The sequence below is a fragment of the Actinomadura napierensis genome, assembly GCF_039529375.1.
Taxonomy (GTDB): Bacteria; Actinomycetota; Actinomycetes; order Streptosporangiales; family Streptosporangiaceae; genus Spirillospora; species Spirillospora napierensis.
This window is the reverse complement of the sequence record NZ_BAAAMR010000128.1, coordinates 1-25,743: the sequence shown is the minus strand read 5'-3', so window position 1 is coordinate 25,743 and position 25,743 is coordinate 1. Positions and strand designations below refer to the sequence as shown.

The 25,743-nt window shown below is 73.3% G+C and carries 26 protein-coding genes; 18 read left to right on the top strand and 8 right to left on the bottom strand.

The genetic code is table 11. The annotated features are described in order from the left end of the window. The 13 genes from infB to ABD296_RS42250 all read left to right on the top strand — a co-directional run. Positions 1-2,020 (top strand): translation initiation factor IF-2 (infB, locus tag ABD296_RS42310; RefSeq protein ID WP_344281592.1); only part of this gene is annotated, 2,020 nt, incomplete at its 5' end. 226 nt (positions 2,021-2,246) lie between these two features. Continuing rightward, positions 2,247-2,555 carry a DUF503 domain-containing protein gene (locus ABD296_RS42305; RefSeq protein WP_344281589.1) on the top strand — a complete coding sequence of 103 codons (309 nt, stop codon included), beginning with the start codon at positions 2,247-2,249 and terminating at the stop codon, positions 2,553-2,555. A gap of 117 nt (positions 2,556-2,672) precedes the next feature. After that, positions 2,673-3,194 (top strand): 30S ribosome-binding factor RbfA, encoded by a 522-nt coding sequence (gene rbfA, locus ABD296_RS42300; RefSeq protein WP_344281586.1) that lies wholly within the window; start codon positions 2,673-2,675, stop codon positions 3,192-3,194. After that, complete coding sequence (locus tag ABD296_RS42295; RefSeq protein WP_344281583.1) at positions 3,191-4,462, top strand: DHH family phosphoesterase; 1,272 nt, start codon at positions 3,191-3,193, stop codon at positions 4,460-4,462. Before rbfA ends, ABD296_RS42295 begins: the two co-directional genes overlap by 4 nt. A 9-nt stretch (positions 4,463-4,471) precedes the next feature. Further along, a complete protein-coding gene (truB, locus tag ABD296_RS42290) occupies positions 4,472-5,350 on the top strand; it encodes a tRNA pseudouridine(55) synthase TruB (protein ID WP_344281580.1) in 879 nt (292 codons plus the stop codon). 99 nt (positions 5,351-5,449) lie between these two features. Further along, positions 5,450-6,160: a PAQR family membrane homeostasis protein TrhA gene (gene trhA / locus ABD296_RS42285; protein WP_344281577.1), complete on the top strand. Its 711-nt coding sequence runs from the start codon at positions 5,450-5,452 to the stop codon at positions 6,158-6,160. Between the two features lie 110 nt (positions 6,161-6,270). Then, a complete protein-coding gene (locus tag ABD296_RS42280; protein WP_344281601.1) occupies positions 6,271-7,215 on the top strand; it encodes a bifunctional riboflavin kinase/FAD synthetase in 945 nt (314 codons plus the stop codon). Between the two features lie 234 nt (positions 7,216-7,449). Beyond that, complete coding sequence (rpsO, locus tag ABD296_RS42275) at positions 7,450-7,719, top strand: 30S ribosomal protein S15 (RefSeq protein ID WP_021599383.1); 270 nt, start codon at positions 7,450-7,452, stop codon at positions 7,717-7,719. 277 nt (positions 7,720-7,996) lie between these two features. Continuing rightward, positions 7,997-10,327, top strand: coding sequence for a polyribonucleotide nucleotidyltransferase (locus ABD296_RS42270; protein ID WP_344281598.1), 2,331 nt, complete (start codon positions 7,997-7,999; stop codon positions 10,325-10,327). 97 nt (positions 10,328-10,424) lie between these two features. After that, entirely contained in the window at positions 10,425-11,735 is a 1,311-nt protein-coding gene (locus ABD296_RS42265; protein ID WP_344281556.1) for a M16 family metallopeptidase, read from the top strand. 217 nt (positions 11,736-11,952) lie between these two features. Beyond that, entirely contained in the window at positions 11,953-12,333 is a 381-nt protein-coding gene (locus tag ABD296_RS42260) for a phage holin family protein (RefSeq protein WP_344281553.1), read from the top strand. 59 nt (positions 12,334-12,392) lie between these two features. Beyond that, positions 12,393-13,130 (top strand): 4-hydroxy-tetrahydrodipicolinate reductase, encoded by a 738-nt coding sequence (gene dapB, locus ABD296_RS42255; protein ID WP_344281550.1) that lies wholly within the window; start codon positions 12,393-12,395, stop codon positions 13,128-13,130. Then, positions 13,130-13,669 (top strand): transglutaminase-like domain-containing protein, encoded by a 540-nt coding sequence (locus tag ABD296_RS42250; RefSeq protein WP_344281595.1) that lies wholly within the window; start codon positions 13,130-13,132, stop codon positions 13,667-13,669. Before dapB ends, ABD296_RS42250 begins: the two co-directional genes overlap by 1 nt. Positions 13,670-13,687: 18 nt before the next feature. Here ABD296_RS42250 and sigJ read toward each other — a convergent pair whose 3' ends face one another. Then, positions 13,688-14,566, bottom strand: coding sequence for an RNA polymerase sigma factor SigJ (gene sigJ, locus ABD296_RS42245; protein WP_344281547.1), 879 nt, complete (start codon positions 14,564-14,566; stop codon positions 13,688-13,690). A gap of 101 nt (positions 14,567-14,667) precedes the next feature. Between sigJ and ABD296_RS42240 the strand changes: the two genes are divergently transcribed. Further along, complete coding sequence (locus ABD296_RS42240; RefSeq protein WP_344281544.1) at positions 14,668-15,522, top strand: SCO6745 family protein; 855 nt, start codon at positions 14,668-14,670, stop codon at positions 15,520-15,522. Here the strand turns inward: ABD296_RS42240 and ftsH are convergent. Both ftsH and modA read right to left on the bottom strand, forming a co-directional pair. Beyond that, positions 15,519-17,579: an ATP-dependent zinc metalloprotease FtsH gene (ftsH, locus tag ABD296_RS42235; RefSeq protein WP_344281541.1), complete on the bottom strand. Its 2,061-nt coding sequence runs from the start codon at positions 17,577-17,579 to the stop codon at positions 15,519-15,521. The two genes, ABD296_RS42240 and ftsH, sit on opposite strands and share 4 nt — an antisense overlap. Before the next feature lie 151 nt (positions 17,580-17,730). Next, a complete protein-coding gene (gene modA, locus ABD296_RS42230) occupies positions 17,731-18,528 on the bottom strand; it encodes a molybdate ABC transporter substrate-binding protein (RefSeq protein WP_344281539.1) in 798 nt (265 codons plus the stop codon). Positions 18,529-18,642: 114 nt separating this feature from the next. Here modA and ABD296_RS42225 point away from each other — a divergent pair, with 114 nt between their 5' ends. Next, complete coding sequence (locus ABD296_RS42225) at positions 18,643-19,323, top strand: uracil-DNA glycosylase (RefSeq protein WP_344281536.1); 681 nt, start codon at positions 18,643-18,645, stop codon at positions 19,321-19,323. A gap of 54 nt (positions 19,324-19,377) precedes the next feature. On the opposite strand, the gene ABD296_RS42220 is transcribed toward ABD296_RS42225, so the two are convergent. The 4 genes from ABD296_RS42220 to ABD296_RS42205 all read right to left on the bottom strand — a co-directional run bounded on the left by ABD296_RS42220 (position 19,378) and on the right by ABD296_RS42205 (position 23,168). Next, positions 19,378-20,244, bottom strand: coding sequence for a 1,4-dihydroxy-2-naphthoate polyprenyltransferase (locus ABD296_RS42220; RefSeq protein WP_344281533.1), 867 nt, complete (start codon positions 20,242-20,244; stop codon positions 19,378-19,380). Positions 20,245-20,284: 40 nt separating this feature from the next. Further along, positions 20,285-21,952, bottom strand: a complete 1,668-nt coding sequence (locus ABD296_RS42215; protein ID WP_344281530.1) for an MFS transporter — start codon at positions 21,950-21,952, stop codon at positions 20,285-20,287. Between the two features lie 61 nt (positions 21,953-22,013). Continuing rightward, entirely contained in the window at positions 22,014-22,568 is a 555-nt protein-coding gene (locus ABD296_RS42210) for a GNAT family N-acetyltransferase (RefSeq protein ID WP_344281527.1), read from the bottom strand. Positions 22,569-22,619: 51 nt separating this feature from the next. Beyond that, entirely contained in the window at positions 22,620-23,168 is a 549-nt protein-coding gene (locus tag ABD296_RS42205; protein ID WP_344281524.1) for a CGNR zinc finger domain-containing protein, read from the bottom strand. Positions 23,169-23,269: 101 nt separating this feature from the next. On the opposite strand from ABD296_RS42205, the gene ABD296_RS42200 reads away from it, so the two are divergent. Continuing rightward, a complete protein-coding gene (locus ABD296_RS42200) occupies positions 23,270-23,548 on the top strand; it encodes a hypothetical protein (RefSeq protein ID WP_344281522.1) in 279 nt (92 codons plus the stop codon). Further along, on the top strand, positions 23,545-23,901 hold the full coding sequence (locus ABD296_RS42195; RefSeq protein WP_344281519.1) for a VOC family protein: 357 nt from the start codon (positions 23,545-23,547) through the stop codon (positions 23,899-23,901). The genes ABD296_RS42200 and ABD296_RS42195 overlap by 4 nt, the downstream gene beginning before the upstream one ends. A 25-nt stretch (positions 23,902-23,926) precedes the next feature. Here the strand turns inward: ABD296_RS42195 and ABD296_RS42190 are convergent, their stop codons facing one another. Continuing rightward, on the bottom strand, positions 23,927-25,315 hold the full coding sequence (locus ABD296_RS42190; protein WP_344281517.1) for an aminotransferase-like domain-containing protein: 1,389 nt from the start codon (positions 25,313-25,315) through the stop codon (positions 23,927-23,929). On the opposite strand from ABD296_RS42190, the gene ABD296_RS42185 reads away from it, so the two are divergent. Next, positions 25,314-25,743 (top strand): EamA family transporter (locus tag ABD296_RS42185; RefSeq protein WP_344281514.1); only part of this gene is annotated, 430 nt, incomplete at its 3' end. The genes ABD296_RS42190 and ABD296_RS42185 overlap by 2 nt on opposite strands.

Genomic DNA, 25,743 nt, shown 5'->3' with positions numbered 1-25,743 from the left:
CGGCTTCGGCGCGCCCCGCGCCGGCGGTGGCGGTCGTCCGGGCGGCGGCTTCGGCCCCCGTCCCGGTGGCGGCGGTCGCGGTCGCGGCGGCACGCAGGGCGCGTTCGGACGTCCGGGCGGACGTCCCGCACGCGGCCGCAAGTCGAAGCGGGCGCGTCGTCAAGAGTTCGAGAACATGCAGGCGCCCGCCGTCGGCGGCGTCTCGGCTCCGCGCGGCAACGGCAAGGCCATCAGCCTTCCGCAGGGCGCGTCGCTGACCGACTTCGCCGAGAAGATCGGCGCCAACCCGGCGTCGCTCGTCGCGATCATGATGCACCTCGGCAAGATGCTCACCGCGACGCAGTCGGTCGACCCCGACGACCTGCAGGCCCTGGGCCTGGAGCTCGACTTCGAGGTCCATGTCGTCAGCCCCGAGGAGGAGGACCGCGCGCTGCTCGAGTCCTTCGACATCGAGTACGGCGAGGACGAGGGCGGCGAGGAGCACCTCGAGTCCCGTCCGCCGGTGGTCACCGTCATGGGTCACGTCGACCACGGCAAGACCAAGCTGCTGGACGCCATCCGGCACGCCAACGTGCAGGCGGGCGAGGCCGGCGGCATCACCCAGCACATCGGCGCCTACCAGGTCGAGACCCAGGTGGACGGCGACGACCGCAAGATCACCTTCATCGACACCCCGGGCCACGAGGCGTTCACCGCCATGCGTGCCCGCGGTGCCGACACCACCGACCTGGTGGTGCTGGTGGTCGCCGCGGACGACGGCGTCAAGCCGCAGACCACCGAGGCGATCGACCACGCCACCGCGGCCGGGGTGCCGATCGTGGTCGCGGTCAACAAGATCGACGTCGAGGGCGCGGACACGAACCGGGTCCGGGCGCAGCTCACCGAGTACGGCCTGGTCGCCGAGGAGTTCGGCGGTCAGACCCAGTTCGTCGACGTGTCCGCCAAGCAGGGCACCAACATCGACGGGCTGCTCGAGGCGATCGTCCTGACGGCCGACGCCGAGCTGGAGCTGAAGGCCAACCCCGACATGCCCGCCCAGGGCTCGGCCATCGAGGCCCACCTGGACAAGGGCCGGGGCGCCGTGGCGACCGTGCTGGTGCAGCGCGGCACGCTGCGGGTCGGCGACTCGATCGTCTGCGGCGTGGCCAGCGGCCGCGTCCGGGCGATGCTCGACGAGAACGGCAACAGCGTCGAGGAGGCGGGCCCGTCCCGTCCGGTGATGGTGCTCGGCCTCGCGGCCGTGCCCGGCGCCGGGGACAACTTCCTGGTCGTCGAGGACGACCGGGTCGCCCGTCAGATCGCCGACAAGCGGGTGGCGCGCAAGCGCAACGCCGAACTGCTGCGGAGCCGCAAGAGCAGCTCCCTCGAGGAACTGTTCAAGGACTTCCAGGAGGGCAAGCGGCAGGAACTGCTGCTCATCCTCAAGGGCGACGTGTCCGGTTCGGTCGAGGCGCTGGAGGACTCGCTCCTCAAGATCGACGTGGGCGACGAGGTCAGCCTGCGGATCATCCGCCGCGGTGTCGGCGCGATCACGCAGGACGACGTCAACCTGTCGCTGGCGTCCGAGGAGGGCGCGGTCATCATCGGCTTCAACGTCCGGCCGGAGCGCAACGCGCAGGAACTGGCCGACCGCGAGGGCGTCGACATCCGCTACTACTCGGTCATCTACCAGGCGATCGACGAGATCGAGGCGGCCCTCAAGGGCATGCTGAAGCCGGAGTTCGAGGAGGCCCAGCTGGGCACCGCCGAAGTCCGGGAGATCTTCAAGGTGCCGCGGATCGGCAACGTCGCCGGTTCGATGGTCACCTCGGGGATCATCCAGCGCAACGCCAAGGCCCGCCTCGTCCGCGACGGCGTCGTGGTCTCCGACAACCTCACGGTGTCGTCGCTGCGCCGCTTCAAGGACGACGCGACCGAGGTCCGCGAGGGCTTCGAGTGCGGTATCGGCGTGGGGTACAGCGACATCAAGCTCGGCGATGTCATCGAGTGCTTCGAGATGCGGGAGAAGCCTCGCGACTGAGGCCCGCGCTCGCGGCACCGAACGTCCGCGGTACGGACCGTCCGCGCGGACCAGGCCTCCGGGCCCGGTCCGCGCGGACGGCCGGCCGGGACGGACCGGTGAAAAAATGTGACACGACGCCAGGCGGTTCTTCTAGCCTGGCGTCTGTCATTCCCGGGCCCCCGCCCGCCGGGCGGTCCGGGAACACGGCGGCTCACCGCCGTCGTTCCTACTTGTGGATCCCGAGGTGATCGACCAGGTGTACGTGGGTGCGCTGACGCTCGACCTGCTGCTGGGGGACGTGCGGTCGCTGAAGCAGAAGCGGTCGGTGGTCCGGCCCATCATCGCCGAGGTGCGCAAGCACTTCCCGGGGGTGGCCGTGGCCGAGACCGGCGGCAACGACCTGCACCGCAGGGCGGAGATCGGGATCGCCGTGGTCTCGGGCACCGCGGCCAACTGCACCCAGGTGCTCGACGAGTGCGAGCGCCTGGTGTACGGGCGGCCGGAGATCGAGCTGCTGTCCGCGCGGCAGCGGCTGTTCAACGACGAGGAATGACCGGCCGGAGTCCGGCGCGACGCCCCCGGCGGAGCGCGGGACGGCCGACCGGCACACCGGGGCCCGCGGGGGTTCGCCCCCGCGGGACCCGCGACCATAGAGAAAGGGAGTGCGATCATGGTGGACGCAGCTCGGGCGCGCAAGCTCGCCGACCGCATCCAGCAGATCGTGGCCGAGATGCTGGAGAGGCGGATCAAGGATCCGCGGCTCGGCTTCGTGACCGTGACGGACACCCGCATCACCAACGACCTGCGCGACGCGACCGTGTACTACACGGTGTACGGGTCGGACGGCGAGCGCGCCGAGACGGCGGCGGCCCTGGAGAGCGCCAAGGGCGTCATCCGGTCGGAGGTGGGCAGGAAGACCGGGGTGCGGCACACGCCCAGCATCACGTTCGTCATGGACTCCCTGATGGAGAACGCGGCGCACATCGACGACCTGCTCGCCAAGGCCCGCGCGAAGGACGCCGAGGTGGCGAGGGCCGCGCAGGGCGCGTCCCCGGCGGGGGACGAGAACCCCTACCGTGAGCCGGCCTCCGACGAGGACGAGGACCTGGACGAGGACGAGGACGGCCCGGACGAGGACGGCGGCACGGCGGGGGACGGTGAGGACGACCGGTCCGGACGCCCGTCATCGTGAGCGCGCGGGACGGGCGCGCGGAGACGCCGGGCGCCTCCTGGACCGAGGAGTGCTCGCTGCACGAGATGGGCGGGCACGGGGCGAGCGGGCACGACGTGGTACCGCACGGCGGTGGCGTCCGCGGCGGCTCGCCGGCGTCCGCCGCGCCGAACGCGCCCGCACTGGCCGCACCCGCACTGACCGCGCCCGCGCCGAAGACCTCCGAGCGTGCGCCGGCGCTGGAGGGCACGGGCACCGGCGGTGACGCGCCGGGCGCGGCGTCCGCTGAGCTGGACTGGGACGGCGCGGTCGAGCTGATCGAGGCGGCCGACGAGGTGTGCCTCGCCTGCCACATCGCCCCGGACGGGGACGCGCTCGGCTCGATGCTGGCGCTCGCGCAGGCCCTGCACGCGCTGGGCAAGCGGTGCCTCGCCTCCTTCGGCGAGCCGTTCGCGGTGCCGGCGATCCTGCGGTTCCTGCCCGGCCAGGAGTTCCTGGTCGAGCCCGCGCGGATGCCGGCCGCCCCGGCCCTGATGATCTCCCTGGACGCGGCGGGCCAGGCGCGGCTCGGGTCGCTCGCGGCCGCGGCCGGCCGGGCCGGGGCGCTGATCGTGGTGGACCACCACGCCTCCAACGTCGGGTTCGGCGGTGTCCGGCTGGTCGACCCGGACGCGGCGGCCACGGCGGTGCTGGTCGAGGAGCTGATCCGGCGGCTCGGCGTGCCGCTGGACGGCGACATCGCGCAGGGCCTGTACGCGGGGCTCGCCAGCGACACCGGCTCGTTCAAGTACCCGTGCACGACGCCCGAGGTGCACGACCTCGCCGGGCGGCTGCTGACGGCCGGGGTCCGGCCGGAGGCGGTGAGCCGGGAGCTGTGGGACCGGGCGCCGTTCGGCTACCTGCAGGTGCTGGCGGGGGCGCTGTCGCGGGCGCGGCTGGAGCGCGACGCGGCGGGCGGCCTGGGCCTGGTCTGGACGACGATCGCCCGCGCCGACCGGGAGGCCCGCGACGTCCCGTACGACCAGCTGGAAGGCGTCATCGACCAGCTCCGGCGCACCGACGAGGCCGAGGTCGCGGTCGTGCTGAAGGAGAACGACCGGGGCGAGTGGTACGTGTCGACCCGCGCGAAGGGCGTGGTGGACGTCGGCCGCGCCTGCGTGGAGCTGGGCGGGGGCGGGCACCGCACCGCCGCCGCGTTCACCATGGGCGGCGAGCCCGCCTGCATCATCGACCGGTTGCGCGCGGCGCTGCGCGAGCCGTGCCCCACCGACGGCCGGACCGAGGAGTAGAGAGCGCGCGTGGAGAACTCGGGACTCGTCATCGTGGACAAGCCGGGCGACTGGACCTCGCACGACGTGGTGGGGAAGATGCGGCGGCTGGCCAAGACGCGCCGCGTCGGGCACGCCGGGACGCTGGACCCGATGGCGACGGGCGTGCTCGTCCTCGGCGTCGGCAAGGCGACGCGGCTGCTCGGCCACCTCGCGCTGACCGAGAAGGGCTACGACGCCACCATCCGGCTGGGCGAGTCGACCAACACCGACGACGCCGAGGGCGAGACCACCGCGACGGCGTCCGCCGCTTCCGTGGCCGACGAGGCGCTGCGCGCGGGGATCGCGGCGCTGACCGGGCCGATCGAGCAGGTCCCGCCGCAGGTCAGCGCGATCAAGGTGAACGGGCAGCGGGCGTACAAGATGGCCCGCAAGGGCGAGGAGGTCGCGCTGGCGGCCCGTCCGGTGACGGTGCACGAGTTCCGGATCCTGGACGTGCGGCGGCACGGCGAGGTGATCGACGTGGACGCCTCGGTGTCCTGCTCGTCCGGCACCTACATCCGGGCGCTGGCCCGCGACCTGGGCGCGGCGCTCGGCTGCGGCGGGCACCTGACGGCGCTGCGCCGCACCCGCGTCGGCCCGTACGACCTGGCGATGGCGCGCACGCTCGACCAGCTCGGCGAGAAGCTGGAGATCCTGCCGATGGCGGAGGCCGTCGCGGCGGTGTTCCCGCGCCGGGACGTGTCGGAGGACGACGCCCGCAAGGTGGCGCACGGCGGGCGCCTCGCGGCGGCCGGCCTGGGGCCGGGCCCCGTCGGGGTGTTCGCGCCGGACGGGTCCCTCCTGGCGCTGGTCGAGGAGCAGGGCGGTTCCGCCAAGCCCCTCGCCGTCTTCGTCGGTAGGCCGTAGAGGGACGCCGTGGCGAGCGTCACCCCGCCGCGGCGGTGCGCACCCAACCTACGGACGCGTAACCTACGTGACCGTAGGTTAGTTGCTGAGGAGGCTGCCATGACCACGGTGACCGATCCCGTGACCGACCCCGGAGACGACCCCGGAGACGACCCCGGACCGGGAGTCGGGTCCCCGACCAAGCCGCGGCTGCGCGGCTGGTTGCACCTCGGCGCGTTCCCGGCCGTCATGCTCGCGGGGCTGGTGCTGGTCGCGCTCGGCCCGAGCCCGCTCGCCCGGCTCTCCTCGGCGGTCTACGTCGCCACGTCCGGGCTGCTGTTCGGGATCTCGGGGACCTACCACCGGCAGGCGGACTCGCACCGGCTGATCGAGGTGCTGCGCCGCTTCGACCACGCCAACATCTACCTGATCATCGCCGGGACCTACACGCCGTTCGCCGTGCTGGCGCTCGACGGCGGCGTCCGCATCGCCGTGCTCGCCACGGTGTGGACGGGGGCCGTCGCCGGCGTGGTGTTCCGCACCACCTGGGTCGGCGCCCCACGCGCCCTGTACGTGACCCTCTACATCGTGCTGGGCTGGGTGGCGGTGTTCTTCCTGCCGCAGTTCCTGGACGGCGCGGGCGTCGTCGCGTGCCTGATGGTCGCGGTCGGCGGCATCTGCTACAGCGTCGGCGGGATCGTCTACGGGCTGCGCCGGCCCAACCCGTCCCCGCACTGGTTCGGCTTCCACGAGGTGTTCCACGCGTGCACGCTCGCCGCCTACGTCCTGCAGTACATCGCCGTGTCGTTCGTCGTCTACCAGTCCGGCTGACGGCCCTTCGCCCCCGAAGCGCGCCCCTCGGGTAACGGCACCGGACGGCGCATGGCACCCTTATGTCGACAGACAGAACCCGCAGGGACGTCCTACGCAGGGAGAGCATGGTGCGGCGCTGGCATGGCCTCGACGAGGTTCCGGCCGACTGGGGCCGTTCGGTGGTCACCATCGGGGTGTTCGACGGCGTGCACCTCGGCCACCAGCGGATCGTCGGCGCCGCCGCCGAGGAGGCGCGCCGCCGCGGCCTGCGCTCGGTGACGATCACCTTCGACCCGCACCCCGACGAGGTGGTCCGGCCCGGCACCCACCCGCCGCTGCTGGCCACCACTCAGCGGCGCGTCGAGCTGCTGCAGGGCCTCGGCACCGACGCGGTCGTGGTCGTGCCGTTCACGCTGGAGCTGTCGAAGACGCCGCCGGACGAGTTCGTCCAGCAGGTGCTGGTCGACCGGCTGCACGCGGCTCACGTCATCGTCGGCGAGGACTTCCGGTTCGGGCACAAGGCCAAGGGCGACGTCGCGCTGCTGAAGGAGCTCGGCGAGAAGTACGACTTCACCGCCGAGGGCATGCCGCTGGTCGCCAACGGCGACACGATCTCCTCCACCTACATCCGGGAGCGGCTGGAGGCCGGCGACGTCGAGGGCGCCGCGGGGGCGCTCGGCCGCCCGCACCGCGTCGAGGGCGTGGTCGTGCGCGGCCACCAGCGCGGCCGGGCGCTCGGCTTCCCCACCGCGAACCTGGAGACGCTGCCGCACACCGCGATCCCCGCGGACGGGGTGTACGGCGGCTGGCTGGTCGCCGACACCGACCGCTACCCGGGGTTCCGCTGGCCCGCCGCGATCTCCATCGGCACCAACCCGACGTTCGAGGGCGCGGGGGAGCGGACCGTCGAGGCCTACGCCCTCGACCGCGACGACCTCGACCTGTACGGCGAGCACATGGGGGCCGACTTCACCGCCCGCATCCGCGACACCCTGAAGTTCGACTCGATCGACGCCCTCATCGAGGAGATGCGCCGCGACGTCGCCCGCGCCCGCGAGATCACGTCCGGCTGACCGGGCCGGCTCGGGTGAAAGCCCAGGTCGGACGCGAGTACGTGGTGATCATGGCGGATTCCGCTGAGTGACGGGGCGGCTTTGCGGCATGGTACGGTGAATAGTCGCCGGGATGGGCCCCGGTGCGGTCGGCTGCACCCTCATGCGGCCCGGCCACCTCTCAAAACGCACCATGCGGACCCGTGCGCCCACCGGGCCCGGATCTGCGGGTGACGATCTCATCGAAGGAGCCACGTGTCGCTCGACACCGCCACGAAGAACCAGATCATCGCCGAGTACGCGACCACTGAGGGTGACACCGGTTCCCCGGAGGTCCAGGTCGCACTGCTGACGCGCCGCATCAACGATCTGACCGAGCACCTCAAGGAGCACAAGCACGACCACCACAGCCGTCGTGGTCTGCTGCTGCTGGTCGGCCGCCGCCGCCGGCTCCTGAAGTACCTGAGCAACAAGGACATCAACCGCTACCGGCAGCTGATCGAGCGACTCGGTCTGCGCCGCTAGCACGGTGAGGGAGCGGCCTCGGGCCGCTCCCTCTCTTTCTGTGACCCGGACGGGGCGCGACGCCCCGTCCGGGGGTAGAACCGAAGAGAAGAGCCTCGCGGACACCGCTGGTGCGGGCCGGTCCTCGGTAGTGGCTTCCGGATCCGTTCCGCCGCATCGGCGGGCCTGACGATCCGGGTGCTTCGATCGAAGACCGGCAGCGTGACAAGCCACGGGAAACGGCCGCGAGGACCGACGCCGAGACCTGAGGAGGTTTCCCGTGACAGAAGCCGTGCGCATCGACGGTGCGCAGAGCACCGAGGCCGTGATCGACAACGGCACGTTCGGCACCCGCACCATCCGCTTCGAGACGGGCCGGCTGGCCCGCCAGGCGGCCGGCTCCGCCGTCGCCTACCTCGACGACGAGACGATGGTGCTGTCGGCGACCACCGCGTCGAAGAAGCCCAAGGAGAACCTGGACTTCTTCCCGCTGACGGTGGACGTCGAGGAGCGGATGTACGCGGCCGGGCGCATCCCCGGCTCGTTCTTCCGCCGCGAGGGCCGTCCGTCCGAGGACGCGATCCTGACCTGCCGGCTGATCGACCGGCCGCTGCGGCCGTCGTTCACCAAGGGGCTGCGCAACGAGATCCAGGTCGTCGAGACGATCATGGCGCTGCACCCCGACCACCTGTACGACGTCGTGGCGATCAACGCCGCGTCGATGTCCACCCAGCTGGCCGGGCTGCCGTTCTCCGGCCCGATCGGCGGCGTCCGCGTCGCGCTGATCGAGGGCCAGTGGGTCGGCTTCCCGACCCACCCCGAGCTGGAGCGCGCGACCTTCGACATGGTCGTGGCCGGCCGGGTGCTGGCCGACGGCGACGTCGCGATCATGATGGTGGAGGCGGAGTCCACCCGCGACACCCTCAAGCTCGTCGGCGAGGGCGCGACCGCCCCGACCGAGGAGACCGTCGCGCAGGGCCTGGAGGCGGCCAAGCCGTTCATCAAGGTGCTGTGCAAGGCGCAGAGCGACCTCGCCGCCGTCGCCGCGAAGGACACCCGCGAGTACCCGATCTTCCTGGACTACCAGGACGACGTGCTCGCCGCCGTCACCGACCACGTCGGCGGCGACCTCGCCCAGGCGCTGACGATCGCCGGCAAGCAGGAGCGCGAGGCCCGGCTCGACGAGATCAAGGCCGGCGCCGTCGAGAAGCTCGCCGAGCAGTTCGAGGGCCGCGAGAAGGAGATCTCCGCCGCCTACCGCGCCGTGACCAAGAAGCTCGTCCGCGAGCGGGTCATCCGCGACGGGCTGCGCATCGACGGCCGCGGCCTGAAGGACATCCGCCAGCTGACCGCCGAGGCCCACGTGCTCCCGCGGGTGCACGGCTCGGCGCTGTTCGAGCGCGGCGAGACGCAGATCCTCGGCGTGACGACGCTGAACATGCTCCGCATGGAGCAGATGATCGACACGCTGAACCCCGAGCGCACCAAGCGCTACATGCACAACTACAACTTCCCGCCGTACTCCACCGGCGAGACCGGCCGGGTGGGCTCGCCCAAGCGCCGCGAGATCGGGCACGGCGCGCTCGCCGAGCGCGCGCTGATCCCGGTGCTGCCCACCCGCGAGGAGTTCCCGTACGCGATCCGGCAGGTGTCGGAGGCGCTCGGCTCCAACGGCTCCACCTCGATGGGGTCGGTCTGCGCGTCCACCATGTCGCTGCTGGACGCGGGCGTCCCGCTGAAGCAGATGGTGGCGGGCATCGCGATGGGCCTGATCAGCGAGGGCGGCGAGTACGTCACGCTGACCGACATCCTCGGCGCCGAGGACGCGTTCGGCGACATGGACTTCAAGGTCGCCGGCACCCGCGACGTCATCACGGCGCTGCAGCTCGACACCAAGCTCGACGGCATCCCCGCCTCGGTGCTGGCCGCCGCGCTGAAGCAGGCCAAGGGCGCGCGGCTGGCGATCCTGGACGTGATGCAGGAGGCCATCGAGGCGCCCGCCGAGATGAGCCCGAACGCGCCGCGGATCATCACGATCAAGGTCCCGGTCGACAAGATCGGCGAGGTCATCGGCCCGAAGGGCAAGATGATCAACTCGATCCAGGACGACACCGGCGCCGACATCACGATCGAGGACGACGGCACCATCTACGTCGGCGCCACCGACGGCCCGTCCGCCGAGGCGGCGCGGACCGCGATCAACGCGATCGCGAACCCGCACATGCCGGAGGTCGGCGAGCGGTTCCTCGGCACCGTCGTCAAGACCACCACGTTCGGCGCGTTCGTGTCGCTGCTGCCCGGCAAGGACGGCCTGCTGCACGTCTCGCAGATCCGCAAGCTGCACGGCGGCGCCCGGATCGAGAACGTCGAGGACGTGATGGGCGTCGGCGAGAAGGTCCAGGTCGAGGTCACCGAGATCGACCAGCGCGGCAAGCTGTCGCTGGTGCCGGTCGAGGTGGTCGAGCGCGAGTCCGCCGAGCGGCCCGAGGGCGGCGGCGACGAGCGCGCCGCCGCCGAGGCCGACGGCGACTCCGGCGAGCGCCGTGAGCGCCGCGACGACGGCGACAAGCGCGCCCCGCGCCGCCGCCGCACCCGCCGCGGCGACGAATCCGGCCAGCGCAACTCCTGACCGAGCACGCGATGACCGACCGGCCTGCCCGTCCCGGGCAGGCCGGTCGGCCGCTTTCCGCCCCGATCCCGGACCACCACCGAATGCGAGTGACACCGTGACCCTGCCGGCGCGGGCGCAGGAGCCCGGCACCACCACCACGATCCACACCGACGGCGCCGGCGCGGTCCGCCGCACCGTGCTGCCCGGCGGGCTGCGGGTGATCACCGAGTCGACGCCGGCGGTGCGGTCCGCGGCGTTCGGCGTCTGGTCGGCCGTCGGCTCCCGCGACGAGGCGCCCGCTGACGCCGGCGCCAGCCACTACCTCGAGCACGTGCTGTTCAAGGGCACGAAGCGGCGGTCGGCGCTGGAGATCTCCGCCGCGGTCGACGCGGTCGGCGGCGACCTCAACGCCTTCACCGCCAAGGAGTACACCTGCTACTACGCGCGGGTGCTGGACTCCGACCTGCCGCTCGCCGTGGACGTGGTGTCCGACATGGTCGCCGACTCGGTGAACCGCCCCGAGGACGTCGAGGCCGAGCGCGGCGTGATCCTCGAAGAGATCCACATGCGCGACGACGACCCCGGCGACCTCATCCACGACGAGTTCGCCACCGCGCTGTACGGCGACACCCCCCTCGGCCGCCCCATCCTCGGCACCGAGGACTCGATCAACGCGCTGTCCCGGGACCGCATCCACGGCTACTACCGGGAGCACTACACTCCGTCCAACCTCGTGGTGTCCGTCGCCGGCAACATCGACCACGACGAGGTCGTCCGGCTGGTGTCGGACGCGTTCGCCGAGCACCTGACCGGCGACGCCACGCCCGCGCCGCCCCGCGTCGGCGGGCCCACCGCGCCGGTCGACCCGCGCACCGTCATCATCGACAAGGACACCGAGCAGGCGCACATCGTGCTCGGCGTCCCCGGCGTGTGCCGCACCGACGACCGCCGCTTCGCCCTCGGCGTGCTGAACGCCGCGCTCGGCGGCGGCATGTCGTCCCGCCTCTTCCAGGAGATCCGGGAGAAGCGCGGCCTGGCCTACTCGGTGTACAGCTACACCGCCCAGTACGCCGACTCCGGCATCTTCGGGGTCTACGCCGGCTGCCAGCCCGGCAAGGTCGAAGAGGTCCTGTCGATCTGCCGGGACGAGGTGGGCCGCGCCGCCGAGCAGAGCCTGACCGCCGAGGAGCTGGAGCGCGGCAAGGGCCAGCTGCGCGGCGCGATGGTCCTCAACCTGGAGGACACCGGCTCCCGGATGAGCCGCATCGGCAAGAGCGAGCTCGTCTACGAGTCGCTGCTGCCGGTCGACGACGTCCTCGCGTGCATCGAGGCCGTCACCCTCGACGACGTCCGTGACGTCGCCCGCGACCTCCTCACCGCCCCCCAGGCCCTCACCGTCATCGGCCCCGTCGGGGATCGGCTTTGACCCAGGGGGGCGACCCCCTGGAACCCCCGTTACGACGGACAAGGCGTTTCCCGCTCCGCTGGCGCTCCGCGTGAAACGCCTTGCCCTTCGGCGGGCAGGCCCGCTGCGCTCGCTGCACTCGCTCCGCGTGCCTGCCCGTGGCGGTGGCTGAGGTCCGGCCTTCCGCCGGGGTGTTCAGCCGGCGGTTCGGTCACGGGGGAGGGGGTATCGGGGCGGGGTGAAGATCCTTATTCGGGTGCTGATCTCGGCGGTCGCGCTGTGGGTGGCGTCCGCCGCGGTGGACGGCATCGACGTGCGCGGCGGGAGCACCGGCGAGAAGGTGCTGACGCTGGTCGTCGTCGCGGTCATCTTCGGCATCATCAACGCGGTGCTCAAGCCGGTCATCAAGGTGCTCGGCTGCGTGTTCTACATCGTCACCCTGGGACTGATCGCCCTGGTGGTGAACGCGGGGCTGCTCATGCTGACCAGCTGGGTGGCGGGGAAGCTGGACGTGCCGTTCCACGTGGAGTGGTTCTGGCCCGCGTTCTGGGGCGCGATCATCATCGGCGTGGTGAGCTGGCTGCTCAACCTGTTCGTCGCGGACGACGACCGGGACTGACGCGCGGGAGGCGGGGCGGGGGCCGGTAGGCTCGACGCACGCTTCATCGGGAGGAACACGTGATCAAGGTTGGGGTGCTGGGCTCGCGCGGCCGGATGGGCGCCGAGGTGTGCCGGGCCGTGCAGGGCGCGGACGACATGGAGCTCGTCGCCGCGGTCGACCAGGACGACGAGCGGGAGCCGCTGACCGCCGCCGAGGTGGTCGTCGACTTCACCCGCCCGGCCGTCGTCATGGACAACCTCAAATGGTGCGTCGACCACGGCCTGCACGCCGTCGTCGGGACGACCGGCTTCGACCCCGCCCGGCTCGACACGGTCCGGTCGTGGCTGACCGACAAGGGGCCCAACGTCCTGATCGCTCCGAACTTCGGCATCGGCGCGGTGCTGATGATGCACTTCGCGCAGAAGGCCGCCCCGTTCTTCGAGTCCGTCGAGATCGTCGAGCTGCACCACCCCAACAAGGTGGACGCCCCGTCCGGCACCGCGTACCGCACCGCCGAGCTGGTCGCCGCCGCCCGCGCGGAGGCCGGGGTGGCCCCGTCGCCGGACGCCACGACGGACGAGGTCGACGGCGCCCGGGGCGCGGACGTGGACGGTGTCCACGTGCACGCGGTCCGGCTGTCGGGGGCCGTCGCGCACCAGGAGGTCGTGCTGGGCGGCCACGGCGAGCTGTTCACCATCCGGCACGACTCGATGAACCGCGAGTCGTTCATGCCGGGCGTCCTGATGGCCGTCCGCAAGGTCGTGGACGTCCCGGACCGGCTCACCATGGGCATCGAGTCGCTGCTCGGCCTGTGATGGACTTCGCCGCCGAGCCCTGGGACTACCTCGCCGCGTCCGAGGCGATCGACATCGAGCATCCGCTCGTCCAGCGGATCGCCGCGGACCTGCGCATCGGCGACGACATCGCCTACGCCCGCGCCGCGTTCGACCACGTCCGCGACAAGGTGACCCACTCGATGGACGCCGGCGACGACCGCGTCACCTGGCGCGCGTCCGACGTCCTCGAACAGCGGACGGGCCTGTGCTACGCCAAGTCCAACGCCTACGTCGCGCTGCTGCGGGCCGGCGGCGTCCAGGCGGGCCTGTGCTACCAGCTCGTGGACGGCTTCGTGCACGGCCTCGCCGCGGCCCTGGTGGACGACCGCTGGGTGCTGCTCGACCCGCGCGGCGACAACGACGAGGTCCGCGTGGAGTTCTCCGCCTCGGAGGACCGTCTCGCCTACCCGGCGGTCCCGGTCCTCCCGACGGTGCACGCGGCGCCGCACCCGGCCGTCCTGAAGGCCCTGAAGTCGATGTCGAGGCTCGACGTCGCGTGCCTCCCCACCACGCTCTGACCAGGGCGCCGGAGGGGCTCAGCCGTCGAGCAGGGCGAGGTCGAGGTCCTTCAGGCGGGCGGGGTCGGCGAGGATGTCGATCGCGACGATCCGGTCGCCGGCGACGGTGAACGACAGGACGGACACCGGGCGGCCGTCCTGCAGGTTGACGACGCCGGCCGTCCCGTTGACCAGGGCCGGGCGCGACGCGGGAGCGGCGGCGCGGCGGAAGGTGAGCGCCTGGGACGCCACGGTCCGCGCACCGCGCAGGTGCATCAGGCCGGCGGCGCCGGTGTCGGCGCGCAGCTCCACGTCCGGGTCGAGGACGGCGACGAGGGCCTCGAAGTCCCCGGCGCGCGCCGCGGCCAGGAACGCCTCCACGACGGTGCGCTGCCGGGCCCGGTCGCGTTCCGGGGAGGGCGCGGCGCCCCGGACCCGGCGGCGGGCCCGGCTCGCGAGCTGCCGCGCCGCGTCCGGGGTCCGTCCGACGATCGGCGCGATGTCCTCGAAGGGCACCGCGAACGTGTCGTGCAGCACGAACGCGAGCCGCTCGGCGGGCGACAGCGACTCCAGCACGACCAGCAGCGCGAGCCCGACCGAGTCGGCCAGCAGCGCCTCCTGCTCGGGATCGGTGCCGGAGGCCGGCGCGATGACGGGGTCGGGCAGCCGCTCGTCGATCGGGTCCTCGCGGCGGGACGTGCGGGACCGCAGCATGTCCAGGCAGACCCGCCCGACGACGGTGGTGAGCCATCCGCCCAGGTTGGCGACCTCGCTGGCGTCGGACCGGTTCAGCCGCAGCCACGCCTCCTGCACGGCGTCGTCGGCCTCCGCGAGCGATCCGAGCATCCGGTAGGCCACCGCCTTCAGGTGCGTCCGGTGCTCCTCGAACCGGTTCGCCAGAAAGTCGCGTTCGTCCATCACGTTCCCTCTCGTCGGCCATGTTCATAGCACTGACGGATCGTCCGCCGCGAATGTGACCGGCTTGTCGCCCGCGCGGGCGCTGGCTTAGCGTTCGACGGGTGAACGACTCGATCGCGCGCGACCTGTGGACGGTCCTAGAGCCGCTGCATGCGGTGACGTACTTCTCGCCCGAATGCCTGGAGGCCCACAAGGCCGTCGGGCTGAAGGGCTTCTGGATGGGCTACTTCGGGAGTCGCGCCGCCCCGCTCGGCGCGGTGCCGCCGGGCGTCGTCGAGGCGGTGTTCTTCGGCTTCCATCCCGACCGGGTGCGCCGTGCCGTCCCGGACGCGTGGCGCTTCGCCTCGCCCGAGCGGATCCTGGCGGTCCGCGGTGAGGCGGCGGCACGGGCGCTCCGCAGGATCGTGCCGGGGATCGAGGAGACGGCCGCCGAGGCGGCGCCGGCGCTGCGCCGAGTGGTCGAGGCGGCGGACGCGGCGGGCCGTCCGCTGTTCGCCGCCAACCGCGACCTGGACATCCCTGACGACCCCGTGGAGGCGTTCTGGCAGGCCGCGACGGCGTTGCGCGAGCACCGCGGCGACGGGCACGTGGCCGTCCTGACCAGCGAAGGGCTCGACGGCCTGACTGCGAACGTCCTCGCCGCCGCGGTCGGCGCGGTCACCCGCGACCAGATGCTGCTGAGCCGGGGCTGGACGGAGAAGCAGTGGGACGCGGCGGCCGCCGCCCTCGCCGAGCGCGGCCTCGTGGACGGCGGCGCCGCGACGGAGGCGGGCCGGACCCTCAAGACCAGGATCGAAGGGCGCACCGACCGGCTCGCCGCGCCGCCGTACCGCGTCCTGGACGACCCGAAGGCCCTCTACGACCGCCTCGTCCCCGCGGCGGGGGCCGTGGCGGACGCGGGCGAGATGCCCTTCCCCAACCCGATCGGCCTTCCCCGCGTCGGACGGGACGGCTAGCTGCGAGACGGGGTCTTGGACAGGTCGACCTCGGTGATGGTCCGGGTGATGCCGGCCGCGGAGTAGGCGGCCTCCTCGTCCAGGGTCTCGGCCTCCAGGAGGGCGGCGGCGAGGGAGTCGAGCTGGTCGCGGTGCGCGCGCAGGGTCTCGAGCGCTTCGGTGTAGCACTCGTCGACGATGCGGCGGGCCTCCAGGTCGACGGCGTCCAGGGTGCCCTGGGCGGCGTACTGGCCCATCGGCTCCATGCCCTCGGACGGCAGGATCGACAGCGGGCCGACCTTCGGGGACATGCCCCAGCGGCCCACCATCCCGCGGGCGATCTTGGTGACCTGCTCCAGGTCGCTCTCCGAACCCGTGGTGATCACGCCGAAGACCAGCTCCTCGGCGGCCATCCCGCCGAGCGCGCCGATGATGCGGCCGCGCAGGTAGCGCTCGTCGTAGGCGTACCGGTCGCTGTCGGGCGTGGACACGGTGACGCCGAGCGCCCGGCCGTGCGGCACGATCGTGATCTTGCGGACGGGGTCGGCGCCGGGCTGCAGCATGCCGAGCAGCCCGTGCCCGGACTCGTGGTAGGACGTGCGGCGCCGCTCCTCGAACGGCATGACCAGCGCGCGGCGGGTGCCGAGCTGCACCTTCTCCAGCGCGGTCTGGAAGTCGTCCATGTCGACCGCGCCCTTCTCGCGCTTGACGGCGAGCAGGGCGGCCTCGTTGACCAGGTTGGCCAGCTCGGCGCCGGTCATCCCGGGCGTCATCTTGGCGACCGAGACGATGTCGGCGTCGCCGTCGAGCGGGACCTCGCGGGTGTGCACCCGCAGGATCGCGACGCGCCCGTCCAGGTCGGGCGGCGACACGGCGACCTGCCGGTCGAACCGGCCGGGGCGCATCAGCGCCGGGTCCAGGATGTCGGGACGGTTCGTCGCGGCGATGACGACGACGCCCTCGGAGCCGGAGAAGCCGTCCATCTCGGTGAGGATCTGGTTCAGCGTCTGCTCGCGCTCGTCGTGGCCGCCGAGGCTGGCGCCGCTGCCGCGGGTCCGGCCGATGGTGTCGATCTCGTCGATGAAGATTATGGACGGGGCCGTCTTGCGGGCCTCGGTGAACAGCTCGCGGACGCGGGCCGCGCCGACGCCGACGACCATCTCGATGAACTCCGACGCGGCGGCCGAGTAGAACGGCACGTCGGCCTCGCCGGCGACGGCGCGGGCCAGCAGCGTCTTGCCGGTGCCGGGCGCGCCGGTCAGCAGCACGCCGCGCGGCACGCGGGCGCCCATCTGGCGGTACCTGCCCGGGTCCTTCAGGAAGCCGACGATCTCGCTGAGCTCCGCCTCGACCTCGTCGATCCCGGCGACGTCGGCGAACGTGGCGCGCTTCTCGTCCGGCGCGACGGGCTTGGGCGAGCGGCCGAAGCCGCCCATGATCCCGCCGCCTCCGCCGCCGGTCATCCGGCGCTGCAGCCAGACCATCACGCCGATCCACAGGCCGACGAACAGCAGGGTCGGCAGCAGCGACAGCGCCAGGTTGGCCAGCAGGCCGCGGTCCTCGTTGACGGGCTTCGCCTCGACCTCGACGCCCTTGTTCACCATCTCGGTGTAGATCTTGTCGTCGGCGAACGCGGGACGCAGCGTCTCGAACGCGGTGTAGGTCTTCTTCGCGTCCTTCTGCCCGGGGACCTGCTGCGCGCTCTTCAGCTTGCCCTGGATCTGGTAGCCCTTGGTGTAGACGTCCTTGACGTTCCCCGCCTGCACCTGCTGGGTGAAGGCGGTGTAGGGGACGCTCACCTTCTCCTGCTGGCCGGTGTAGTGCATCGAGACGTAGCTCAGCCCGAACACCACGAGCAGCAGCAGCCAGAACAGGGAGGTGTTGCGGCGGGGCCGCCAGCCGCCGAAGCCGCCGCCGGCCTTCTTCGGCCGCTCGGGCACGCCCTCGGCGCGCCAGGGACGTTCGGGGTCGTTGCGCGGCGGCACCGACTCGCGCCGGTCGTGATCCGCGGAACCTGCACGCTGCGCCGCCGCCTCGCTCGGCTGCGGCGCGGGTCGCTTGGACGGCACGTCTGGCATCTCCCGGTACACCTCGCCCGCGCGTGGCGCGAGCGATCGACTTCGGCGGGACCCCGGTTTCGGGGCTCCGGGGAGGTAAACGGGATTCTGGTACGAGACGTTCCCGTGCAGTATCAGCGGTGGGCGAACGCACACCGGCCTGTGGCGCGGGTCACTGCGGCGCGACCGGGGTGGCGAACCCGTACTTGTGGAACAGCCCCTGCGCCTCCGGCGTGACCAGCCACGACACGAACTCGTCCGCCTCGTCCTGGTGGGGGCCGTCCTTGACCGCCGCCGCGGAATAGGACGCCGTCACGTTCTCGTTCGCCGGGATGGGAACGCTGGTGACCGCGATCCCGGCGGACCGCAGGTCGGTGATGTACACCACGCCCGCGTCGGCGTCCCCGGTGCGGACCTGGTCCAGGACGGCCCGGGAACTGATCTCCTCGGCGCTCGTCCGGACGCTCACGCCCGCCTTCGCGAACGCCTGGCGGGTGTAGCGGCCGATCGGCACGGACGGGGCGCCGGCCACCACGCGCAGCCCGCGCCGCTCCAGGTCGGCCAGCCCGCGGACGTACCCGGGGTTGCCCGGGGCGACGGCGATCGAGAGCCCGGTGTGCGCGATGACCCGGCGATGGCCGTCCAGGTAGCGGTCCGCCTGGTTCAGGCTGACGGTGTCCGCGGTCGCGAGCACGTCGCCCGGGTCGCGCTCGGAGAGCTTCTCGGCCATCTCCGCCGAGCCGCCGAACTCCGGCCTCAGCCGCACGCCCGGATGCGACTGCCGGTAGGCCGTGCCCATCTCGCCGAACACCTCGGTGAGCGACGAGGACGCCAGCACCGTCAGCGTCACCGGCCCGGACGGCCCGCCGCACCCGCTGAGCAGGCCGGCCACGGCCAGCGGGACCAGCAGGACGGCCGCGCGGGCACGCCCGACGGCACGAACACGGAACGCTCGGGGGGAGTCGGGCATATCGCGTCATCCTAGGGACGGCACCCGCCCACACCCTCCGATCGCCTTCGGCGTGTCGGTGCCCGGCGCTACTGTTCCCCCAACTGGAGATCACCTTCCCGGAGGCAACGGACGATGTCCCTCGACCTGATGGAACTGCTGCCCGGCGACTGGCGGGAGCGGCTCGACCCGCTGCTCGACCCGCTCGCCACCGCCGCGCTGGGCGCCTTCGTGGCGGGGGAGTACGACGCGCAGACCGTGTACCCGCCGCGCGAGGACCTGTTCAACGCCTTCCGGCACTGCCCCTTCGACGGCGCCCGCGTGCTGGTCCTCGGCCAGGACCCCTACCACGGGCCGGGGCAGGCGCACGGGCTGAGCTTCAGCGTCCGCGACGGCGTGCGGCTGCCCCCGTCGCTGCGGAACATCTACAAGGAGCTGGCCGCCGACCTGGAGGTGCCGCCCGCCCCGTCCGGCGACCTCACGCGGTGGGCCGACCAGGGCGTCCTGCTGCTGAACGCGGTGCTGACCGTGCGCGCCGGGGAGGCCGGATCGCACGCCGGCAAGGGCTGGGAGGACTTCACCGACGCCGCGATCCGCGCGCTGAACGACAAGACCGACCGCGTCGTCTTCGTGCTGTGGGGCGCCTACGCGCGCAAGAAGGCGCGGCTCATCACCGGCCCGCAGCACACCGTGATCGAGTCCGCGCACCCGAGCCCGCTCAGCGCGAAGAAGTTCTTCGGCACGCGCCCGTTCAGCGCCGTGAACAAGGCCCTGGTCGACGCGGGCCAGCCGGAGATCGACTGGAGCCTCGCCTGACCCGCGCCGCCTGAGCACCGCCCCGGCCGCGGCGGCGGTGCTCAGGCGGCCTGGTCAGAGGGCCAGGCCGATGGCGAGCAGTACTCCGTAGGCGATCTGGAGGCGTCCGGTCTCGCCCAGCACCGGGATCAGGGCGGGGCCGGACGCGCCGCCCAGCACCTTCTGCGTCGGCGGGATCGACAGCGGCGCCGCCAGCAGCGCGATCAGCGCCCACGGGTGCGGCGCCGCCAGCGCCAGCACGAACATGAACGGCAGCGCGGCGCACGCGGCGTACAGGATCCGGGTGCGGCGGTCGCCGAGCAGGACCGCAAGGGTCCGCTTGCCGGACTCGCGGTCGGTGGGGATGTCGCGCAGGTTGTTGGCGACCAGCAGCGCGCAGGCCAGCAGGCCGACCGGAACCGCCGCCGCCCACCCCTCCCACGGCAGCTCCTCGGCCTGCACGTAGACCGTCCCGACGACGGCGACGAGGCCGAAGAACACGAACACCGACACCTCGCCCAGGGCGCGGTACCCGTACGGGGTCTTGCCGCCGGTGTAGAACCAGGCGGCGAGGATCGCGACCGCGCCGACCAGCAGCAGCCACCAGGTGGTGACCGCGGCGAGCACCAGCCCGGCCACGGCGGCGGCGAGGAAGCAGCCGAGCGCCGCGGCGAGGACCTGCTTGGGCGGCGCGACCTTCGAGCCGACGAGGCGCAGCGGCCCGACCCGGTCCTCGTCGGTGCCGCGGATGCCGTCGCTGTAGTCGTTGGAGTAGTTCACCCCGATCTGCAGGACGAGCGCGACGAACGCGGCCAGCAGCGCGCGCCACCATATGGCGTGGTCCACGCCGATGGCGACGCCGGTGCCGACGACGACGGGAACGAGGGACGCGGGAAGGGTGCGGGGCCGGGATCCGGCGACCCATTGGTTCAGCGTGGCCACGGTTACCGTTCGTTCTGAGGGACGACAGGGGTGCAGGGCGTCAGCCGCCCTGGCGCTTCGATTCTTCCCGATGTCGATCACTGCTCGGGCGCAGCCGCAGCGAGAGCGCCAGTCCCGCCGCCAGGATCGCGGCGGTCGTGAGCGCCGCGCGCCCGGTCGCGACGGCGAGGCTCGCGTCGGCGGCGTGCGCCTCGACGGCCATCGACGGGTCGTCGTGCAGCTCGCGCCCGTAGGTGCCGGCGCTGTCGCGCAGGTGCCGGGTGACCGACGCCTGCTGGTCGGGAGTGAGGGACGAACCGGCGAGCCGGTCGCTCATCGCGTGCCCGAGGCTCGTGGCGAACACCGTCCCGATGAGGGCGATGCCGAGGGCCGCGCCGACCTGCCGGGCGGTGGACTGCGTGCCGGACGCCTGCCCGGCCTGCGCGGGCGGGACGTCCGCGAGCGAGATGTTCGTCAGCTGCGCCGACGTCAGGCCGAGGCCGAGGCCGTACAGCAGCATCCACGGCGCGAGCCCGAACCCGCCGGTGGTCGCCGACACCGTCACGCCGAGGGCGAGGACGGCGGCGACCTCCAGCACCATGCCGAGCTGGACGACCCGGTGCGCGCCGCGCTTGTTGGCGAGCTTGCCCGCGTATCCGCCCGAGAGGAACGCCCCGAGGGCCAGCGGCAGGATCGCGACGCTGATCTCCAGCGGGTTGGTGCCGTGCACGCCCAGCAGGAACAGCGGCAGGATGAACAGTAGCCCCAGCTCGCCCACGTTGATCAGGGACGAGGCGAGGTTGCCGTGCCGGAAGTTCGGGATCCGGAACAGCTCCAGGTCCAGCATCACCGGACGGCCCGCCGCGGCCCGCGACCGCTCGACCACCACCAGCGCCGCGATCAGCACGATCCCGAGCGCGATCACGACCGGGACGGGCGACAGCGCGGTCCCCGGCCAGTCGAACCCGCCCATCGAGAACTTCCGGGTGGCGGTCCACCACCCGTAGGTCTGGCCCTCGATGAGCCCGCACACCAGGGCCCCGAGCCCGAGCGCGGACAGCACCGCGCCCGGCCAGTCGATCTCTCGCAGCGCGCCGCGCGAGGCCGCGCCGGGCGCCCGGGTCTCGGGCATCAGCCGGAACGCGCCCGCGATGAGCGCCGCGCCGAGCGGCAGGTTGATCCCGAACGCCCAGCGCCATCCGCCGCCGGTGGCGACGGCGCCGCCGAGCAGCGGGCCGAGCGCGGCCATCCCGCTGATCATCGAGCCCCAGATGCCGAACGCGATGGCACGTTCCCTCCCGGTGAACACCGCGTTCACGGTGGACAGCGTCGCCGGAAGGATCATGGAGGCGCCGACGCCCTGCGCCGCCCGCGCCGCCACCAGCGCGTCCTCGCCGCCGGCCAGTGCCGCGGCGACGCTCGCCAGCGCGAACACCGCCACCCCGAGCACGAACATCCGGCGCCGGCCGAACAGGTCGCCGGCCCGGCCGAACGGGATCAGCAGCGCCGCGAACACCAGCGAGTACACCGAGGTGATCCACTCCGCGCCGGCGGTCGTCAGGTCCAGGTCGGACACGACCCGCGGCAGCAGCACGCCGACGATGGTGGCGTCCACGACGACCAGCGAGACGCCCAGGCTGATGACGACCATGGCGAGCCAGCGGCGGTGGTCGGCCGCCGGCGGCGTCACCGGGGCATGCGGCGGCGTCAGAGAGGTGGACTCGGGCACGGCTTCAACGATATGGCCGGGACGCCCATGCCCCTCACCGACCCCTGCGCAACGGCGCGCCCTAGGCGACGGTGATGTCGGTGTGCAGCCGGATCTGCCGGACGGGTTCGCCCATGTCGAGCGTGCGGGCCGTCCCGTCGGGCGCCCAGCCCGCCCCGCCGAGGAACGCGCGGGTGACCTCGTCCTTCTCGAACGCCCAGCTGACCAGGGTGGTGAAGCCGTCCTCGCGGAGCAGGTCGACGGTGGCGGCGAGCAGCCGGCTGCCGTGCCCGGCGCGGGCGTGCAGCGGGTCGACCAGCAGCGTGATCAGCTCGGCGGCGACCGCGGGATCGAGGTCGGCGTCCTCGGCGGGGGCGTGCGCCGCGAACCCCACGACCAGGTCGGACGCGACCGCGACGAGCAGCCGGTGCCGCGGGCTCGGCGGGTTCGCCGCCGCGTCCGCCCAGCGCTCCCGCCACGCCTCCAGCGCGTCGGGGCCGGTCACCCGGTCCAGGACGGCGGCCGGGAGCAGGTCGCGGTAGCCGTGCCGCCAGGCGCGCACCTGGATGTCGGCGACGGCGGCCGCGTCGGCGCGCCGCGCGCCGCGCACCCCCGCATCGGGCCCGCTGTCGGTCATGGACGGCCCCCTCCTGGACGATCACCGGACAGCCTAGGGCCCGGGGCCGCCTCAGGCGCGGTTGCGGGCCCGGTAGGCGCGGGTCTTGGTGCGGTTGCCGCAGGTGCGCATCGAGCACCAGGTCCGCGACCGGTTCTTGGAGGTGTCGAGGAACGCCCAGCGGCAGGTGCCCTCCTGGCAGACCTTCAGCCGCGACCAGGTCCCGGCGGCGGCCGCGGCCGTGATCGCGGCGGCGACGCGGGCGAGTCCGGCGGCGGCGGTCGCGGGCGGGTCGAGCGGGACGAGCGCGGGCCGCGCCCCGGTGAGCTCGACCCGCAGGGGCAGCGCGGACAGCGTGTCGTCCAGTTCGGCGGGCAGGTCGGGCTCCTGCGGGCCGTGGTGGCCGGCCATGGCCTCGCGCAGGCCCTCGCGCAGGGTGACCGCGGTGGCCAGGTCGGCGTCGCCGGCGGGCGTACCGTCCGGGACGAGCCCGCGCCCGGCCAGCCATGTGGCGAGCGCGGCGGGCGACGCGAGGCCCTCGGTGCCGGAGTCGACGTCCAGCGTGTTGACGAAGTCCTGCAGCAGCAGCGCCGGGTCGTCGCCGGATCGCACGTCGGCCATCGGTCCCTCCAGCCCTTCACGGAGCAGCCTAGCAACCGTCAACACCAGTGAACGGCTTTGACCGGTTGCAGAATTCCGACACCACCGTTACCGTTTGAGTGGTGTCAACGGAGGGAGGCGCGATGAACGCGCTGCCGTATCTCGCGGGTCTCGCGACCCGGCATGCGTGGGCCGAGCGGGAGTACGCGCGGCTGCACGCCGACATCGTGGAGGCGCGGCTCGCCGCCCGCGCCCAGACCATGGAGCGCGCCGCCCGCCGGCGCGGCCGGCTGCGCGGGCTGCTCCCGGCGCGTCCGGCCCGCCGCCCGGAACCCGTGCACTGCCGGCGCGCCGCCGCGCGCCCGGTCCGCATCACCGGCTCCCTGGGAGGAACCCGATGACCAGCCCGAAGATCGGCAACATCGTGATCGACTGCGCCGACCTGGACGCGATGGCCGCGTTCTGGGGCGGCCTGCTCGGCGCGAGGACCACCGCGGCCGACGACGGATGGCTCGACCTGGAGCCGCTGGGCGCGGGCGGGCCGACCCTGTCCTTCCAGCGCGTCCCGGAACGCAAGACGATCAAGAACCGGCTGCACTTCGACCTGGACGTCCCGGACATCCACGCGGCCGGTGAGCGCGCCGCGAGCCTCGGCGCGACGCCGGCCGGCGAGCCGATGGGCAACCCGGAGGCGCCGTTCCGGGTGTGGTGCGACCCCGAGGGCAACGAGTTCTGCTTCTGCACGGCCCGCTGAGCGCCGCGGACGCCGGCGCGGGGCGTCAGCCCAGGACGGTCGCGAGGCGGCGGACGCCCTCCGCCAGCTCCGCCTCCGAGGACGCGCTGCCGTAGCTCAGCCGCAGGTAGGGCGCCGGAGCCTCGGCGGGGAAGAACGGCCGTCCGGCGCTCACCAGCACCCCGGCGCGCAGCGCGGCCTCGGCGACCTCGACGTCGTCCAGGCCGTCCGGCAGCCGGACCCACAGGTGCAGACCGCCCGTCGGGCGGTCGGCCCGCAGTTGCGGCAGGTGCCGGGCGAGCGCGGTGCGCAGCGCGTCGCGGCGCGCGGGCAGCGCCGCCCGGATCGCGCGCAGGTGCCGCGGCCAACCGGGGGAGCTGACCAGCTCCAGCAGCGTCTCCTGCAGCGGGCGGGCCGGGAAGAACTCCTCGACGAGCTGCGTCGCGCGGATCCGCTCGGCGACCGGCCCGCGCGCGATCACCGCGGCGATCCGCAGGCTCGGCGCGGTGGCCTTGGTGAGCGAGGCGATGTGCACCACCCGGCCGTCGGCGTCCTGCGCGATCAGCGGCGGCGGGGGCGGCTCGATGCCGAGGTGCCGCGCGAAGTCGTCCTCGACGACGAAGGCGCCGGCCGCCCGCGCCACCGCGAGCACCCGCTCGCGGCGCTCGGCGCTCAGCACGGCCCCGGTCGGGTTGTGGAAGGCGGGCTGGCAGTAGAACGCCCGCGCGCCGCTCATGGCGAACGCCTCGGCGAGCAGGTCGGGCCGCACGCCCTCGGCGTCCACCGGGACGGGCACCGGCTGCAGCCCGCTCGCCCGCGCGACGGCCAGCACCCCGAGGTAGGTCGGCGACTCGACCAGGACAGGTGCGCCGGGCGGGAGCAGCGCCCGCAGCACCGTCGTCAGCGACTGCTGCCCGCCGTTGGTGATGGTCACGTCGCCGGGGGACACGCCGCCGCCGACCGTGCGGGCGAACCAGGCGCGCAGCTCCGGCGTCCCGCCGAGCCGGGGCATGGCCCAGGCGTCCGGGCGCCGGGCGGCCCGCGCGGCGGCGTCCGCCATGGCGCGGACCGGTTGCAGGCTCGGATGCAGGTAGCCGCCGCTGAGCGCTACGGTGCCGTCCGGCGGCGGGGTGAGCAGCCAGGACACGCCCGCCGCGTCCACCGAACGGCCCGCCAGCGTCACCGCCTGCCAGCCGTAGTCGGCCGGCTCGGCGGCCGGGGACGGGCGGCGGGCGGCGAACGCGCCCGCGCCCGGACGCGTGACGACCAGCCCCTCGGCGGCCAGCAGCCCGAGCGCCCGCGACACCGTGACCGGGCTGACGCGGTGCCGCTCCACCAGCCTCCGGCTCGACGGCAGCCGCTCGCCCGGGCTCAGCCGGCCCACCTCGATGCGCAGCGCGTCGGCCAGCGCCGCAACGCTGCTATCGTTTTTCATGAGGAGCAAGGATAGCGCTACTGCCAGCAGGCCGATAGCGGGCGGAACGCTCGGGACCGGCATCGGGCTCGCCGCGCTGGGCGTGCTGATCTACTCGTTCACCCTCCCGGCCACGGAGTACGGGCTGGAGGGGCTCGACCCCTACCTGATCGGCGTCGGCCGGTCGGCCGCCGCGACCGTCCTCGCCGCGGTCGCACTGCTATCGGTCCGGGCCCGCCGGCCGCGCGGTCGTCAATGGGGCGCGCTCGCCGTCGCGGCCGCCGGAGTGATCTTCGGGTTCCCGGTGCTGTCCACGCTCGCGCTCGACCGGGGCGCCTCGTCCTCGCACTCGGCGGTCGTCGTCGGGCTGCTGCCGGCCGCGACCGCCGTCCTCGGCGTGCTGCGCGCGGGCGAGCGGCCGTCCCGCGCCTTCTGGCTCGCCGGCGCCG

What these genes read in the sequence shown, in the direction of transcription:
- ABD296_RS42250 (WP_344281595.1), top strand. Translation starts at nt 13,130, where the DNA reads ATGGACTTCGCCGCCGAGCCCTGGGACTACCTCGCCGCGTCCGAGGCG.
- ABD296_RS42190 (WP_344281517.1), bottom strand. Translation starts at nt 25,315, where the DNA reads ATGAAAAACGATAGCAGCGTTGCGGCGCTGGCCGACGCGCTGCGCATC.
- ABD296_RS42210 (WP_344281527.1), bottom strand. Translation starts at nt 22,568, where the DNA reads ATGACCGACAGCGGGCCCGATGCGGGGGTGCGCGGCGCGCGGCGCGCC.
- ABD296_RS42195 (WP_344281519.1), top strand. Translation starts at nt 23,545, where the DNA reads ATGACCAGCCCGAAGATCGGCAACATCGTGATCGACTGCGCCGACCTG.
- ABD296_RS42205 (WP_344281524.1), bottom strand. Translation starts at nt 23,168, where the DNA reads ATGGCCGACGTGCGATCCGGCGACGACCCGGCGCTGCTGCTGCAGGAC.
- modA (WP_344281539.1), bottom strand. Translation starts at nt 18,528, where the DNA reads ATGCCCGACTCCCCCCGAGCGTTCCGTGTTCGTGCCGTCGGGCGTGCC.
- rbfA (WP_344281586.1), top strand. Translation starts at nt 2,673, where the DNA reads ATGGTGGACGCAGCTCGGGCGCGCAAGCTCGCCGACCGCATCCAGCAG.
- sigJ (WP_344281547.1), bottom strand. Translation starts at nt 14,566, where the DNA reads ATGGACGAACGCGACTTTCTGGCGAACCGGTTCGAGGAGCACCGGACG.
- ABD296_RS42225 (WP_344281536.1), top strand. Translation starts at nt 18,643, where the DNA reads ATGTCCCTCGACCTGATGGAACTGCTGCCCGGCGACTGGCGGGAGCGG.
- ftsH (WP_344281541.1), bottom strand. Translation starts at nt 17,579, where the DNA reads ATGCCAGACGTGCCGTCCAAGCGACCCGCGCCGCAGCCGAGCGAGGCG.
- trhA (WP_344281577.1), top strand. Translation starts at nt 5,450, where the DNA reads ATGACCACGGTGACCGATCCCGTGACCGACCCCGGAGACGACCCCGGA.